The sequence below is a fragment of the Streptomyces durmitorensis genome (genome assembly GCF_023498005.1).
In the GTDB taxonomy this organism is placed as follows: domain Bacteria; phylum Actinomycetota; class Actinomycetes; order Streptomycetales; family Streptomycetaceae; genus Streptomyces; species Streptomyces durmitorensis.
Map to the genome: position 1 here is coordinate 4,911,621 of NZ_CP097289.1, position 13,841 is coordinate 4,925,461.

Here is a 13,841-nt window from a genome sequence, read left to right on the forward strand (position 1 = left end):
AAAGCGGCGCGACGGAATTGAGCCACCGGGCAGTCATCGGGCAGCCGTCACGCAGTCGCCGAGTACTGGCCACCGGCCGTTCCGGACCCGCAGGTTCCGGGTCAATGAAAAGGGTCCCATTCCCCGAAATGGGGCAGAGGGGACGTGCCCCCTTGACCCGATCCCCTTGTGAGGAGCGGGACTTGAGGCCCCGGTTGTCCACAGGAATATCCCCTTCGGAAAAGTTATCCACAGGCTGTGCGAAAGATCTGTGGATGCCGGAAGAGATCGTTCCGAAAGCCGCATGCGCGACGAAGGATTCCCGTCCCAAACCACCCTCACACCCACTTTCGAGTGGAAATGGTTCGCTCCAAAGAGTTGATCAATGGAAAAGAGTGGACGAGGGGTGACGTGCGCGACTGTGGACGGACTTGTGGGTTGTAGGCCGATTTGTCGACCATGTCGTGCTTCGTTGTCGACTTGTCCCCAGGTCGAGAAGCGTGCCTGTGGATAACTTTGTGGACAACGTAAATCAGCAGGTAAGACTGCTCAGAACCGGCCGTCCTGGCACTGCGTCAGCCAGTCCGACGCCGCAAGGAACTCGCCATCGGTCGTCCCCGGCCGCAGCGGACGGACGTCATCGGTCGTCACCCCGGCCCGCGGGTACGACCCGAGGAAGCGCACCTGCGGGCAGATCCGCTTGAGGCCCATCAACGCCTCGCCCACGCGGCGGTCCGTGATGTGCCCCTCGGCGTCCACCGAGAAGCAGTAATTGCCGATGCGCTGGCCAGTGGGGCGCGATTCGATCCGCATCAGGTTGACCCCACGCACCGCGAATTCCTGGAGCAGTTCGAGCAGGGCGCCCGGGTGGTCGTCGCCGAGCCAGATGACCACGGACGTCTTGTCCGCGCCGGTCGGTGCCGCGGGTCGGGCCGGGCGGCCGACCAGGACGAAGCGGGTCTCGGCGGTCGCCGCGTCGTGGATCTCGCTGACCAGGGGCTCAAGGCCGTACGTCGCCGCCGCGAACTCGCCCGCGAAGGCCGCGTCGAAGCGTCCCTCCTGGACGAGGCGCGCGCCGTCCGCGTTCGAGGCCGCCGACTCCCACAGGGCGTCCGGGAGGTTCGCGGCGAGCCAGTTGCGGACCTGGGGCTGGGCCACGGGGTGGCCGGTCACCGTCTTGATGTCCTTGAGCTGGGTGCCGGGCCGCACGAGCAGCGCGAAGGCGATCGGCAGGACGACCTCGCGGTAGATCATCAAGGGCTCGCCCTTGGCGAGCTCGTCGACGGTGGTCGTCACGCCGCCCTCGACCGAGTTCTCGATCGGCACGAGTGCCGCGGCCGCGTCGCCGTTACGGACCGCGTCCAGCGCCGCCGGCACGGACACCATCGGGACGAGCTCCCTGGTGGCCGCTTCCGGGAGCGTACGGAGGGCGGCTTCGGTGAAGGTGCCCTCGGGGCCGAGATAGGTGTAGCGCATCGCCGACATACCGTCACCCTAATGGCCCGTACGTGGCATGGCTCACGCGTCTCACGGAGCGGCACCCGCCCCACGTACGCGCATGTGGCACCAGGCCGCGCCCGCTCCCGCGCACCACCACGGGCGCCCGCCCCGCGCACGAAGGGGCGCTCGGCCCGCGCAGGAAAGCATGCTCGGCCCACGTACGAATGGGTGCTCGGCCCGCGTACCAAAGGGGCGCAAGCGCCTCCTACGCCTCCAGGAGCCGCTGTCCCACGTACTCGCCCTTCGCCGCACCGCCCGGCACCGCGAAGAGGCCGCTCGCCTCGTGCCGGATGAACTCCGACAGCGCGTCCCCCCGGTCGAGCTTGCGCTGCACCGGCACGAAGCCGCGGAGCGGGTCGGCCTGCCAGCACACGAAGAGCAGGCCCGCGTCCGGCTCCCCGTCCTTGTCGAAGCCGTCGTGGTACGAGAACGGGCGGCGCAGCATCGCGGAGCCGCCGTTCTGGTCGGGCCGGGTGATGCGGGCATGGGCGTTGAGGGCGATGACGTACTTGCCGTCCGCGTCCGCCTTCTCCAGCTTCGGCTCGGTGCTCTCCGTGCCGCCGGTCAGGGGTGAGCCGTCCGACTTGTGGCGCCCGATGACCGCCTCCTGGTCCCCCAGGCCGAGCTTCTCCCAGTCGTCCAGGAGCATCCGGATGCGGCGTACGACGGCATAGGAGCCGCCCGCCATCCAGGAGGGGTTCCCCGTGGCGGGCACGTAGATCCGCCGGTCGAAGTCGTCCTCCGACGGCTTCGGGTTGTTCGTGCCGTCGATCTGGCCCATCAGGTTGCGGGTCGTCATGGGGTGCGCGGTCGCGCCGGGCGAGCGGTTGAAGCCGTTCATCTGCCAGCGCACCCGTGCTGCGTCCCCTGCCTCCTTCTGGAGGGCGCGCAGCGCGTGGAAGGCGACGAGCGGGTCGTTCGCGCCGATCTGCACCCACAGGTCGCCGTCGCTGCGCGCCTTGTCGAGACGGTCGGAGGAGAAGTCCGGCAGCGGGTCGAGCGCCGACGGGCGCTGCTTCTCCAGGCCGGTGCGCCCGAAGAAGCTGTGGCCGAAGCCGAAGGTGACGCTCAGGGACGACGGACCCGCGTCCCGGGCGACATCCGTGTCCCCGCCCTCCGCGGCCTTGCCCGCCATCAGCCGCTCGGCCGTCGCCGACCAGCGGCGCAGCAGGGCCGCCGCCTCCTTGCGGCCCGCGCCCGCCGCGAGGTCGAAGGCCACCAGATGGCCGCGGGACTGGACGGGCGTGGTGATGCCCGGCTGATGTTTCCCGTGAAACATGACCGTGTCCGCGCCAAGGGACGTCAGGGACGCCGCACGGGACGATGCCGCTCCCTCCGAGGCGTCCGATGGCGCCGCGGCGTACCCGGCCGCACCGCCCGCCGCGCCGAGCGCGAGACCGGTGGCGCCGGCGGTGCCGAGCAGCCGCCGCCTCGAAATCCCGTTGTCCGCCATGGTGGTTCCGTTCAGCCGATCTGCACGTTCTTGTTCACGGTCACTTGGTCGATGTCGGAGGTGCGCACGGTCACCGCGATCTTCCACTTGCCGGCCATCGGAATCTGCACCCCGTTGGAGCTCCAGTGTCCGGTGGCGATGTGGTCGGGCGAGACGGGCAGCGGGCCGACGTCCTTCGACTTGAGGGTGAAGGAGACCTTCACCTCGGGGATGTCGAAGGCGCTGCCATTGGGCCGCTTCACGAAGATGTGCATCTCGTTGCTGCCGGTGCGGCCCGGGTCCAGGTCGAGCTGGAGGGTGCCCTTGCCGTCGTCGGAGCCCGTATCGAAGGGGAACTTGAGGGAGAGCGGCCCCGACCGCTGCGCGGCGGCGGCAGCCGTCTTCGAAGCGGCGGCCTCCTCCTCCGTGCGTCCGGGCTCGGTGGAGGTGAGGACCGTGGTGACGGCGAGCAGGACGACGGCGACGCCCGCCTCGGCGAGCACGGAGCGGCGCAGGCCGGACCGGTTGGGGTCCGCGTCGCGGATCCGCTTCTCGCGGGCGGTGCTCATGGCGGCCTGCTGGCGGGCAAGCTGGGCGGAGCGCTTGGAATCGGCTCCGGCGGCCCCTGCGGGCACCGTCACCGGCTTCTTCTCCACGCGCTTGGCCGCGGCACGCTTCTCCGCGCGCTTCTCGACGACGGTCGCCGCAGCGGCCTCCGGGGCGAGGTCGCCCGCCTGGCCCGCGATCCGCGCCGTCCAGCGCCGCGAGATCCCGGCGATGCCGACGAGGACGACCACCAGGCCGACCTTGATGAGCAGCAGCTGTCCGTACCACGTACCGGTGAGCGCCGACCACGAGCCGACCTGCCGCCAGGACTGGTAGAGCCCGGTCGCGGCGAGGGCGACGACGCTGCAGAACGCGACCCGCGAGAAGCGCCGCACCGCCCCGGCCTCCACCGACGGCGCGAAGTAGAGGGCGACGACGAGCGCCGCGAGCCCGCCGAGCCAGGCGGCGACGGCGAGCAGGTGCACGACGTCCACGGGCATCGCGAGCCCGGCCTGGATGCCGGTCGACGCGTGCTCGGCCATGGCCCAGGTCGCGCCGAGCCCGACGGCGACGACGCCTCCGCCGATCGCGAGCCCGAAGGTGAGGTCCTTGCGCTCCTTGGGGTCGGTCCGCTTCTCGTACGCACCGAAGAGCACCGCGATGAAGAGCGCGGCGGCGGCGAGCAGCAGCAGCCGTGAGACGAGCGCGGCGCCCGTCTTCGTCTGGAGCACGTCGCCGAGCTTGGCCATGTCGAAGGCGTCGGCGATCTTCCCCGACCCGGTGTACGGAGCGCGCAGCAGCAGCATGACGAGCGTGGACGCGGTGAGCGTGACCCAGCCGGACACCACGAGGCGCTGCACGGGCCGCACGCCCGCGCCGCCCGGCCAGCAGCCGAGCACGAAGGCCGCCCCGCCGACGACGAGGATGAATCCGGCGTACGAGAGGTAGCGCGCGAAGCCGTAGAGCCCGCCGACGAATCCGCCGCCCACTTCCTGGTCGGGCAGCGCGACCTTGGTGTCGGACGGCGCGCCCACGGAGAAGGTGTAGGCCCCGGAGATGGGGTGGCTGTCGGCGGAGACGACCTGGTAGGCGACGGTGAAGGTGCCGTCGGGCAGCCCCTTGTGCAGGTTCACGCCGTACGTGTTGGACCCGAGGTCACTGGTCTTGCCGGTGTCGACGCGCTTGCCGGCCGGGTCGAGCACCCGTACGGAGCCGTCGGACATGGCGACCTTCTCGGAGAAGGTCAGCGACACGCGGGCGGGCGCCTTGTCGACCACCGCCCCCTGCTTGGGGTCGCTGCCCGTCAGCGCGGCATGGGCGGAGGCGGGGGCCGCCGTGGCCAGCAGGGCGCCGAAGAAGACGGCGACGACGAGCAGGAGCCGTCCGACGCCGGGTGTTATCCCGAAGCGGGCGGCGGCCCCGGAGCGAGCTCCACAGCGGGGAGCGATGGTCTGCATCAGCGATCAGTCCCTCAGTGCGACGCGTGCTTGCCGGGCTTGGGGTTGTACGTGGCGGCCTTCACCGGAACCTCAATCTCGATGGGGTCCGACTTCTCGAAGTGCAGCGTCACCGCGACCTTGTCGCCCTGCTTCGGCTTGTGCTTGAGCTCCTCGAACATGAGGTGGTTGCCGCCCCGCGCGAAGTCGAGCTCGCCGTTCGCGGGCACGTCGAACGACTTCTGCTCCTTCATCGCGTTGCCCTTGGTGCTGTGCAACGTGACCTTCTGCGCGAGGGAGCTGGTCACCGAGGTGAGCTTGTCGGCGGCGCCCTTGTTCGTGACGGTGAAGAACCCGGACGCCATGGAGTCCATGGCGGGTTCGGGCATGAAGGCGCCCGCGACCTTGAGCTCGGGCTTGTCCGATGCCTTGTCGGCGTCCTTGTCGCCGGACGAGTCGGAGCAGCCCGCGAGGGCGAGGCCCGCCGTCAGCGCCATGGCCCCGGTGACGAGAGTGCGGCGGTTCACGGGGTGGCTCCCTTGACGAGCTTGGGGAGATCCTTGGTGTAGTCGTCCACGGTGGTGTCCTCGCCGTACAGGACGTACCCGGCGTCGGTCTTCGGCGAGAACGCGATGACCTGCGTGCCGTGCATCGAGACGACCTTGCCCTTCTCCTTCTTGGAGGGCTCGATGCTGATGCCGAGGGTGCGGGCGCTGCCCTGGATGGTGTCGAAGTCACCGGTCAGGCCGATGAAGTCGGTGTCCTGGGCCTTGAGCCACTTGCCGAGGGCGGCGGGGGTGTCGCGCTCGGGGTCGGTGGTGACGAAGACGACCTGGAGCTTTTCCTGTTCGGCCTTGGGCAGCTGCTTCTTGGCGACGGCGATGTTGCTCATCGTCAGGGGGCAGACGTCGGGGCAGTTGGTGTAGCCGAAGTAGATGAGCGTCGGCTTGCCCTTGGTCTCCGCGCGCAGGTCGTACTTCTTGCCGTGTGTGTCCGTGAGGACGAGGTCCGGCTTCTCGAAGGGCTTGTCGAGGATGGTCGCGGCCTTGTCGCCGTTGGACTCGACGGAGACGTCCGCGACGGGCTTCTTGCTGTCGTCACCGCCGCCGCAGGCGGACAGGGTGAGGGCGGCCGCGGCCAGCATGGCGGCGGCGAGCAGCTTCTTCTTGCGCATACGAAAATGTCCCAGATGTGAGGGGGCCGGGCGCACCGGGGGCAGGTGAAACGCACCCGGTGCGGCCCGAAGGGTGGCTCAGCTGTTGGCGCGACGACGGCCGGCGAGCACGCCGAACGCCACTCCCGCAGCGCCGACGACGATGCCGACGACGCCGAGGACGCGGGCGGTGGAGTCGCTGCTGTCGGACGAGGCGGCGGACTCACTCTTCTCGTCCGACTTCGCGTCCGCCTTGGCGTCGTCGTGCGAGGCGGCGGCGCCGTGGCCGTCCTCGGAAGCGGCGGTCAGCGCGAGGGCCGGCGCCGGGTGCTCCGGCTCCTCCTGGCCCTTCTGCTGCGGCTCGATCCAGCGGACGACTTCCTTGTTGTCGTACGTCTGGACGGCCTTGAAGACGAGCTCGTCGGCGTCCTCGGGCAGCGCGCCGAGCGAGAGCGGGAACTTCTGGAAGGTGCCCGGCTGGACGCCCTTGCCGTCGGCGGTCCAGGTGACCTTGGAGACGGCCTCGTCGATCTTCTCGCCGTGCATCTCAAGGGGCTTGTCGAGCTTCGTCTTGGTGACCTTCGCGGTCCAGCCGGGGACGGGCTGCGTCATGACCGAGGCCAGCGGGTGGTCCTCGGGGAAGGACACCTCGAGCTTGTTGGTCGAGGCGTCGTCCATCTCGTTCGGCACCTTGAAGTTGACCGTGGCGTAGCCCCCCTTGGCGGCCTCGCCCTCGGCGGTGACGCTGACGTGCGCGAAGGCGGGGACGGAGAGCAGCAGGACGGCAGAGGCGGCGACGCCACCGACGACGGAGACGCGGGAGGCCTTCACGGTGGACAGCGCAGACAGAACAGACATGGCAGAAACACTCCACTTTCAGCGGTGATGATCAGCAGTGCCGAACTGGTCGGCAGTGGTGATCAGGGGAGAGTGCGCGCGGCGACGAACCGAGCGGGCACGCGCGCGTGGACGCCGCCGGGCGTGAAGCACCTCTCCGTAGTGCTGCGGTAGGAGTGCGTCGCGTCAGGCAGCGAGTGCGAGTGCGGCGGTGGCCGGCGGGCCACGCCTGATCACCGTGTGCTGGAGCGCGGTGGTGTGCGGCGTCAGCGGTCCGAAGAACGCTGTACGGGGCGCGTGCGGGCCCGCGTCGGGCGCCCCGGGAAGTCCGGCGCGCAGGGCGCGTACGAGAGCGAGCGCACCGCGCAGGGAACGCACGAGCGCCCCCTCGGCGACTCCATACGCCCCGTGCGCCGAGAGCCGCACGAGCCGGAGCAGCGCGATGTCGCCGCGGCGCAGCAGCCATCCGGCGGCGACGGCGGCGAGTACGTGCCCCAGGAGCATGGGAAGCGACGGGAGCAGCGACATCGAGTCCATCGCGGAGTCCGCCGCCGTGGCCGGGGCGCTGTGATGGACGGCGTGGCCCGCGGCACCGCCGCCCGGCTCCATGCCTGCCGTCGACAGAATCCGATGGGCCTGGGCCGGGCTGATGTTGGCGGCACCCGCCCCGCACACCAGACGTGCGGCCCGCTCCACCAGGGAGGGGGCGGCGGCCGTCGCCGTGCCGCCGCCGTGCTGGCCGACTCCGAAGAGAACGTGCAGGCCCACCTGCCCGGCGGCCAGCGCCGCGGCGATGCCCGGCAGCGAGCGCTCACGCCCGGCGAGCGGTGCCGCGACGGCCAGGACGGCGAGGAATCCGACACCGAGCGTCCACAGCGGGACGGCGGCGCAGGAAGCGAGCACATGGCCCCCGGCGGACAGCACGACGCAGAGCACGGCGAACACCGAGGCTCTCAGCAGCCGGAGGTCGACTCCGGCGCGCGCTTCACGCTGGTGGGGGGCAGTCATGGCCGGAACATCATTGCACTGGGCTTACCCGCCGCATACGGCAGGTCCGCAAGCTCCCATGGATGCCGATCGGTGCGCATCGATGCCGATGGGCACCGAATGGGTGTCTTTCGGAGGGCCTGAAAGTGGCTTGTGGGGGACGTGTCTACACCGTCCCGACCCGTCCGCGCGTCGGCCGTATGGGCGGCATCACGTCAACTGCGCGCTTATACACGGGCGCTTGCGGCAATACGTATCGGTATGTCGAGCCGCGGCCAGGAGGCTGGAGCATGAGCATGTGGTGGTCTCTCCATTTGCGGCGCGAAGCTGCGAGCGTCCCACTGGCCCGTCGGCTGCTCATCGGCACGATGGAGAGCGCGGGGGTGGATCCCGACGTCTCGTACGACCTGTCGGTGGCCCTCAGCGAGGCCTGTGCCAACGCGGTGGAGCACGGCGGGGCGACGGTCCCCGAGGGCGCGGCCGGGGCGTATCGGGTGACGGCGTACCTCGACGGCGAGAAGTGCCGCATCGAGGTGGCCGATTCAGGACCGGGATTCGTCCCCGTCGCGCAGCCCGTTTCCGACACCGCCGAGCACGGACGGGGTCTCTATCTCATCCAGGAGCTCGCCGATCATGTGCACTTCGGCAACAGGCCGGGCGGCAGGGGCGGCGCGGTGATCAGCTTCGACAAGATCCTCAAGTGGCGCGAGGACGCACCGCTCGTCACGGCCTGAGAGCCCGTCTGGCCGCCTGCCGGCCCCTCCCTGGTCAAGTCCGGCGGCGAGCCCGCTAGCCGGGAGGCAGCGCCCTGCACAGGGCCTCGAGCGCCGCTCCGTAGGCGTGCTCCGGCGGCGTGGAGTAGCCGACGACCAGACCGTCGGGTGCGGGCATCGTGGCCTCCGGGTGGCGGAAATCGGCGAGGCCCTCCAGCGCGAGGCCCTGCCAGGCGGCCGCCTTCGCCGTGGACTGCTCGGTGCCGGGCGGCAGCCGCAGGACGGCGTGCAGGCCCGCGGCGACTCCGGTCGGGCTGATGTGCGGGGCGTGGGTCGCGAGGGCGGCGACGAGCTGATCGCGGCGGTGGCGGTAGCGCTGACGCATCCGGCGGACGTGCCGGTCGTAGTGGCCCGACTCGATGAGGTCGGCGAGCGTGAGCTGGTCGACGACGCTCGCCCACGCCTCCCGTTCGCCCTTCGCCGCGAGCACCCCGTCGATGAGGTGTTCGGGCAGAACAAGCCACCCGAGGCGCACCCCCGGAGAGAGGCTCTTGCTGACCGAGCCCATGTAGACGACGCGTTCGGAATCCAAACCCTGTACGGCGCCCACCGGCTCCCGGTCATAGCGGAACTCGCCGTCGTAGTCGTCCTCCAGGACGAGGCCGCCGCTGGTGCGCGCCCAGTCGATCACCGCGGCGCGCCGGGCCGGGTGCAGGGGGCCGCCGGTCGGGAACTGGTGTGCGGGCGTGAGCAGAACGCCCCTGACTCGCTGACCCCCGGTCAACTCCTCGATCCGGGCGCCCTTTTCGTCGAGGCCGAGCGGCACCGTCCGTACGCCCGCGGTCCCGAGGATCGAGCGATGGAAACCGAGGCCGTACGACTCCACGGCCAGCGGCCCCTTCAGCATCCCGCCTCCCCCGCTCCCGAACAGCAGCCGCAGGGCGTGCGCGAACCCGGAGCACACCACGATCCGCTCCGGGTCGGTGCGCACCCCGCGGGCGCGCCCCAGGTAGCCGGCGAGCGCACGGCGCAGCTCGATGCGCCCCTGCGGGTCACCCGGCCCGAAGGCCTCGTTCGGCGCGGAGCTGAGGGCGCGCCGGGCCGCGGCGAGCCAGGCGGTACGCGGGAAGGAGGCGGCGTCCGGCTGGCCTTGGCGCAGGTCGTACGTGGGCGGGGCGGGCGCGGCGGGCCGGGTGGGCGCCCGCTTGGGGACACGGGTGCGCGCGGGAGGCGCCGCCCGGTCGGCCACCCGGGTGCCGGACCCCTGCCGCGCGGTCAGCCAGCCCTCGGCTACCAGCTCGGCGTAGGCGTCGGCGACGGTGTTGCGGGCGATGCCCAGATCGGCGGCCAGGGAGCGGTAGGGCGGAAGCCGCGTCCCCGGAGCGAGCCGCCCCTCGCGCACGGCGTCGCGCAGCGCGCGGATGAGGACGGCGCGGCGGCCGCCCGCCCCGGAGAGCTCCAGGTGCAGGTCACTCCCGATGCGCTCGGCCAAATTGACCCATGATTCCGCCATGGGAATGCACCCTATCCGAGGTCTATTTCACCCGTAGATTCATGGTCATGACGAACAACGAGAACGCCGCACAGCTTCACACGCACACCCCTCGCCTCAACTTCGCCAAGGCCGCCCCCAAGGCGTTCAAGGCCGTGATCGGGCTCGACGCCGCCGCCCGTGACGGACTCGACCCGGCCCTGGTCGAGCTGATCCAGATCCGTGCCTCGCTGCTCAACGGCTGCGCGTACTGCCTCCACATGCACACCTCCGACGCTCGCAAGGCCGGCGAGGACGAGGCGCGCCTGCACATGGTCGGCGTCTGGCGCGAGGCGAGGAACTTCTTCACGGAGAAGGAGCAGGCGGCTCTCGACCTGACCGAGGCCGTCACGCTCGTCCACCAGGGCGGCGTACCGGACGACGTCTACGCCCGCGCGGCCGCGCAGTTCGACGAGACGGAGCTCGGCCACGTCCTGGCCCTGATCTTCACCATCAACACCTGGAACCGCATCGCCCTGAGCACCGCCAAGGTCGCGGGCGAGGACGAGCGCTAGGCCCCGGAGGCACGGCTCCGGGTAACGCGGCCCCGGAAACGCAGAACCGGGCCCCTTCTTAAAGAAGAGGCCCGGTTCTGCAGAGCGCTTAACCCTTGAGCTCAGCCATCCACGCCTCGACGTCATCCGCACGCCGCGGCAGCGCGGCCGACAGGTTCTTGTTGCCGTCGGCCGTCACGAGGATGTCGTCCTCGATCCGCACGCCGATGCCGCGGTACTCCTCCGGCACCGTCAGGTCGTCCGCCTGGAAGTACAGACCGGGCTCGACGGTCAGGCACATGCCCGGCTCGAGGACACCGTCGGCGTACGTCTCACGGCGCGCGGCGGCGCAGTCGTGGACGTCCATGCCGAGCATGTGGCCGGTGCCGTGCAGGGTCCAGCGGCGCTGGAGACCCAGCTCGAGGACGCGCTCGACCGGGCCTTCGACGAGGCCCCACTCCACGAGCTTCTCGGCGAGCACGCGCTGCGCGGCGTCGTGGAAGTCGCGGAACTTGGCGCCCGGCTTGACCGCCGCGATGCCGGCCTCCTGGGCCTCGTACACGGCGTCGTAGATCTTCCGCTGGAGATCGTCGAAGCGGCCGTTGATCGGCAGCGTCCGCGTCACGTCGGCGGTGTAGTACGTGTGCGTCTCCACACCGGCGTCGAGCAGCAGCAGCTCCCCGGAGCGCACCGCGCCGTCGTTGCGCACCCAGTGCAGCGTCGTGGCGTGCGGGCCCGCGGCGCAGATCGAGCCGTAGCCGATGTCGTTGCCGTCGACGCGGGCGCGCAGGAAGAACGTGCCCTCGATGTAGCGCTCGCTGGTCGCCTCGGCCTTGTCCAGGACGCGCACGACGTCCTCGAAGCCACGGGCGGTCGAGTCGCACGCCTTCTGCAGCTCGCCGACTTCAAACTCGTCCTTGACCAGACGGGCCTCTGAGAGGAAGACGCGCAGTTCCTCGTCGCGCTCGGCGGTGACCTTGTCGGTCAGCGCGGCCTCGATGCCGGCGTCGTAGCCCCGGACGACACGGACGGAGCCGGTCGCCTCGCGCAGCTGGTCGGCGAGCTCGCGCACGTCGGACGCCGGGATGCCGTGCAGCGTCTCGGCCTCGGTGAGGGAGTGCCTGCGGCCGACCCACAGCTCGCCCTGGCCGTCCAGCCAGAACTCGCCGTTCTCGCGGTCGGAGCGCGGCAGCAGGTAGATGGTGGCCTCGTGGCCGCTCGTGCCGTCCGCGAAGTCCGTCGGCTCCAGGACGAGGACGCCGTCCTCGGTCTGGTTGCCGGTCAGGTACGCGTACTCGACGGAGGCGCGGAAGGCGTACTCCGTGTCGTTCGAGCGGGTCTTGAGGTTGCCCGCGGGGATCACGAGGCGCTCGCCCGGGAAGCGCGCGGAGAGCGCGGCACGGCGGGCGGCGGTGTGCGCGGCCTGGGCGATCGGCTGCAGGTCGTGCAGCTCCGTGTCGGCCCAGCCGGACTTCATGTTCTCGGCGAGCTCGTCGGAGACGCCCGGGTACAGGCCGTTCTTGCGCTGCTTGATCGGCTCTTCCTCGGACTCGATCTCCAGGTCTTCCGGGGTCTCCGGGTTCTCCGGAATGAGCTCCTCCGACACGATCTGCCTCCTATGTACGACACTGGGCCCCCTCCATCGTACGGGCGTACGGAAGGGGGCCCAGAGCCGGAAGGCCCATTACATGCCGTATTGCGGAGGTCACTCGAAACGGGCCGCGAGGAGAACCACGTCCTCGTCGCTGTCGGCCGCGTCAAGACCGTCGGGCAGCACCGTCCGCAGGACGTGATCGACGAGCGCGTCCGGGTCGTCGCGCACCGCTTTCGGCACGCTCGCCGCCGCCGCGTGCAGCCGCGCGAAGGCGCGGTCCATGGCGTCCCCGGTGCGGTGCAGCAGCCCGTCCGTATAGAGAAGCACCGTTTCTCCCGGCTCCGTCTTGAACTCCACGCTCGGCGCCTCCCAGCAGGCGAGCATCCCCAGCGGCGCCGAGAGCGAGGTCTCCACGAACTCCGTGCGCCGCTCGCCGATCACGAGCGGCGGGCTGTGCCCGGCCCCGGCAAGGACGATCTTGCGCAGCGCCGGTTCGCAGTACGCGAAGAGGGCCGTCGCCGACCGCGCGGGCTCGGTGAGCCGAAGCAGCAGCTCCAGATCGGACAGTACGGCGACGGGGTCCTCGCCCTCCATCACGGCGTACGCCCGCAAGGAGGCCCGCAGGCGCCCCATCGCGGCGACGGCGCTCGGCCCGGACCCGGTGACGGACCCGACCGCGAGGCCGAGCGCGGCGTCGGGCAGCGGCAGCGCGTCGAACCAGTCGCCGCCTCCGCGCGCGGAGGTGCGGTGCCGGGCGGCGAGCTGCACTCCGGCGACCCGCGGCAGCCGCGAGGGCAGCAGCTCCTCGCGCAGGGTGGCCTCCGTCGTGCGGGCGCGCTCCAGTTCGATCAGCCGCGCCAGATGCTCGGCGGCCTGGCGTGCGTAGAGGCCGACGAGGTGCCGCTGGCGCTCGCCGGGCTCCGCCGGCTCGTCGTACAGCCAGACGGCGGCGCCGATCCGGCCCGCCGCCTCGGTGGACAGGGGCAGCGCGTAGCTCGCGGCGTAGCCGAGCCGGGCGGCGACCTCGCGGTGGCGGGGGTCGAGGGTGGTGTCGGCGAGCAGGTCGGCGTTGACGATCCCGGTCTCGGAGCCCGGCGGCGCGTCGAGGAGCCGCCCGAAGGCGGTGGCGCCGCGGGGCACGGTCTCGATGTGGCCGAGGTCGGCGCGGGCGAGGCCGAGGCCGACGGTGGTGTCGGGTCCGAGCCCGTCGGCGGGCTCCAGGACGAGCAGGCCGCGGCGGGCGCCGACCAGGGCGGCTCCGGCGCGCAGCAGTTCGTGCAGGGCTTCGTCGAGCGTGGCCGTGCGGGCCAGGCGTTCGGTGAGCTCCTGCAGGGTGGTGAGATCGGAGATCCAGCCCGCGAGCCGGTCCTGGATCATGAGGGTCGGTGCGCTCTGGGCCTGTGGGGCGGGCGCGACAGTGTGGTCTTGTGGCGGAACAGTTGAATCGATTCCGGCCACTTTCGGGAGGTGCGGAGCGTTCATGGCTGACGGCTTTCCGGCCGGTGCGTATTGCTCAATAGCATCGCAAACCCCCATGTCATTCTGCGCCGCTAGCAATGTTCTCCACATCTACACGCACTGATGAGGGGATGTCCAGCATTGTCCAGCCGGGATTCCTGGTGTCCGTGGGAATTCTGTG

General features: G+C 70.9%; 12 protein-coding genes. 2 read left to right on the plus strand and 10 right to left on the minus strand.

Translation table 11 applies throughout. The features are described from left to right. Positions 1-528: 528 nt before the first annotated feature. The 7 genes from pheA to M4V62_RS22020 all read right to left on the minus strand — a co-directional run bounded on the left by pheA (position 529) and on the right by M4V62_RS22020 (position 7,891). The gene (gene pheA, locus M4V62_RS21990) at positions 529-1,464 is read right to left on the minus strand and encodes a prephenate dehydratase (RefSeq protein WP_249588957.1); all 936 of its coding nucleotides are present in this window, start codon (positions 1,462-1,464) and stop codon (positions 529-531) included. Positions 1,465-1,684: 220 nt separating this feature from the next. After that, positions 1,685-2,932 (minus strand): iron uptake transporter deferrochelatase/peroxidase subunit, encoded by a 1,248-nt coding sequence (gene efeB / locus M4V62_RS21995; protein ID WP_249588958.1) that lies wholly within the window; start codon positions 2,930-2,932, stop codon positions 1,685-1,687. Between the two features lie 11 nt (positions 2,933-2,943). Further along, entirely contained in the window at positions 2,944-4,914 is a 1,971-nt protein-coding gene (locus M4V62_RS22000) for a copper resistance CopC/CopD family protein (RefSeq protein WP_249588959.1), read from the minus strand. Between the two features lie 14 nt (positions 4,915-4,928). After that, positions 4,929-5,420 carry a copper chaperone PCu(A)C gene (locus M4V62_RS22005; RefSeq protein ID WP_249588960.1) on the minus strand — a complete coding sequence of 164 codons (492 nt, stop codon included), beginning with the start codon at positions 5,418-5,420 and terminating at the stop codon, positions 4,929-4,931. Further along, positions 5,417-6,067 (minus strand): SCO family protein, encoded by a 651-nt coding sequence (locus M4V62_RS22010; RefSeq protein WP_249588961.1) that lies wholly within the window; start codon positions 6,065-6,067, stop codon positions 5,417-5,419. Before M4V62_RS22010 ends, M4V62_RS22005 begins: the two co-directional genes overlap by 4 nt. Positions 6,068-6,145: 78 nt before the next feature. Beyond that, complete coding sequence (locus M4V62_RS22015) at positions 6,146-6,877, minus strand: YcnI family copper-binding membrane protein (RefSeq protein ID WP_249592930.1); 732 nt, start codon at positions 6,875-6,877, stop codon at positions 6,146-6,148. Positions 6,878-7,069: 192 nt separating this feature from the next. Then, positions 7,070-7,891, minus strand: a complete 822-nt coding sequence (locus M4V62_RS22020; RefSeq protein ID WP_249588962.1) for a hypothetical protein — start codon at positions 7,889-7,891, stop codon at positions 7,070-7,072. 269 nt (positions 7,892-8,160) lie between these two features. Between M4V62_RS22020 and M4V62_RS22025 the strand changes: the two genes are divergently transcribed. Beyond that, the gene (locus tag M4V62_RS22025; protein WP_249588963.1) at positions 8,161-8,604 is read left to right on the plus strand and encodes an ATP-binding protein; all 444 of its coding nucleotides are present in this window, start codon (positions 8,161-8,163) and stop codon (positions 8,602-8,604) included. A gap of 55 nt (positions 8,605-8,659) precedes the next feature. Here M4V62_RS22025 and pdxR read toward each other — a convergent pair whose 3' ends face one another. Continuing rightward, a complete protein-coding gene (gene pdxR, locus M4V62_RS22030) occupies positions 8,660-10,096 on the minus strand; it encodes a MocR-like pyridoxine biosynthesis transcription factor PdxR (RefSeq protein ID WP_249588964.1) in 1,437 nt (478 codons plus the stop codon). Positions 10,097-10,137: 41 nt separating this feature from the next. On the opposite strand from pdxR, the gene M4V62_RS22035 reads away from it, so the two are divergent. Beyond that, complete coding sequence (locus M4V62_RS22035) at positions 10,138-10,629, plus strand: carboxymuconolactone decarboxylase family protein (protein ID WP_425575109.1); 492 nt, start codon at positions 10,138-10,140, stop codon at positions 10,627-10,629. 88 nt (positions 10,630-10,717) lie between these two features. Here the strand turns inward: M4V62_RS22035 and M4V62_RS22040 are convergent, their stop codons facing one another. Beyond that, a complete protein-coding gene (locus M4V62_RS22040; RefSeq protein WP_249588966.1) occupies positions 10,718-12,214 on the minus strand; it encodes an aminopeptidase P family protein in 1,497 nt (498 codons plus the stop codon). 99 nt (positions 12,215-12,313) lie between these two features. Beyond that, entirely contained in the window at positions 12,314-13,738 is a 1,425-nt protein-coding gene (locus M4V62_RS22045; protein WP_249588967.1) for a PP2C family protein-serine/threonine phosphatase, read from the minus strand. Between the last annotated feature and the right edge of the window lie 103 nt (positions 13,739-13,841).

What these genes read in the sequence shown, in the direction of transcription:
- pheA (WP_249588957.1), bottom strand. Translation starts at nt 1,464, where the DNA reads ATGTCGGCGATGCGCTACACCTATCTCGGCCCCGAGGGCACCTTCACC.
- efeB (WP_249588958.1), bottom strand. Translation starts at nt 2,932, where the DNA reads ATGGCGGACAACGGGATTTCGAGGCGGCGGCTGCTCGGCACCGCCGGC.
- M4V62_RS22000 (WP_249588959.1), bottom strand. Translation starts at nt 4,914, where the DNA reads ATGCAGACCATCGCTCCCCGCTGTGGAGCTCGCTCCGGGGCCGCCGCC.
- M4V62_RS22010 (WP_249588961.1), bottom strand. Translation starts at nt 6,067, where the DNA reads ATGCGCAAGAAGAAGCTGCTCGCCGCCGCCATGCTGGCCGCGGCCGCC.
- M4V62_RS22020 (WP_249588962.1), bottom strand. Translation starts at nt 7,891, where the DNA reads ATGACTGCCCCCCACCAGCGTGAAGCGCGCGCCGGAGTCGACCTCCGG.
- M4V62_RS22025 (WP_249588963.1), top strand. Translation starts at nt 8,161, where the DNA reads ATGAGCATGTGGTGGTCTCTCCATTTGCGGCGCGAAGCTGCGAGCGTC.
- pdxR (WP_249588964.1), bottom strand. Translation starts at nt 10,096, where the DNA reads ATGGCGGAATCATGGGTCAATTTGGCCGAGCGCATCGGGAGTGACCTG.
- M4V62_RS22035 (WP_425575109.1), top strand. Translation starts at nt 10,138, where the DNA reads ATGGTCATGACGAACAACGAGAACGCCGCACAGCTTCACACGCACACC.
- M4V62_RS22045 (WP_249588967.1), bottom strand. Translation starts at nt 13,738, where the DNA reads ATGGGGGTTTGCGATGCTATTGAGCAATACGCACCGGCCGGAAAGCCG.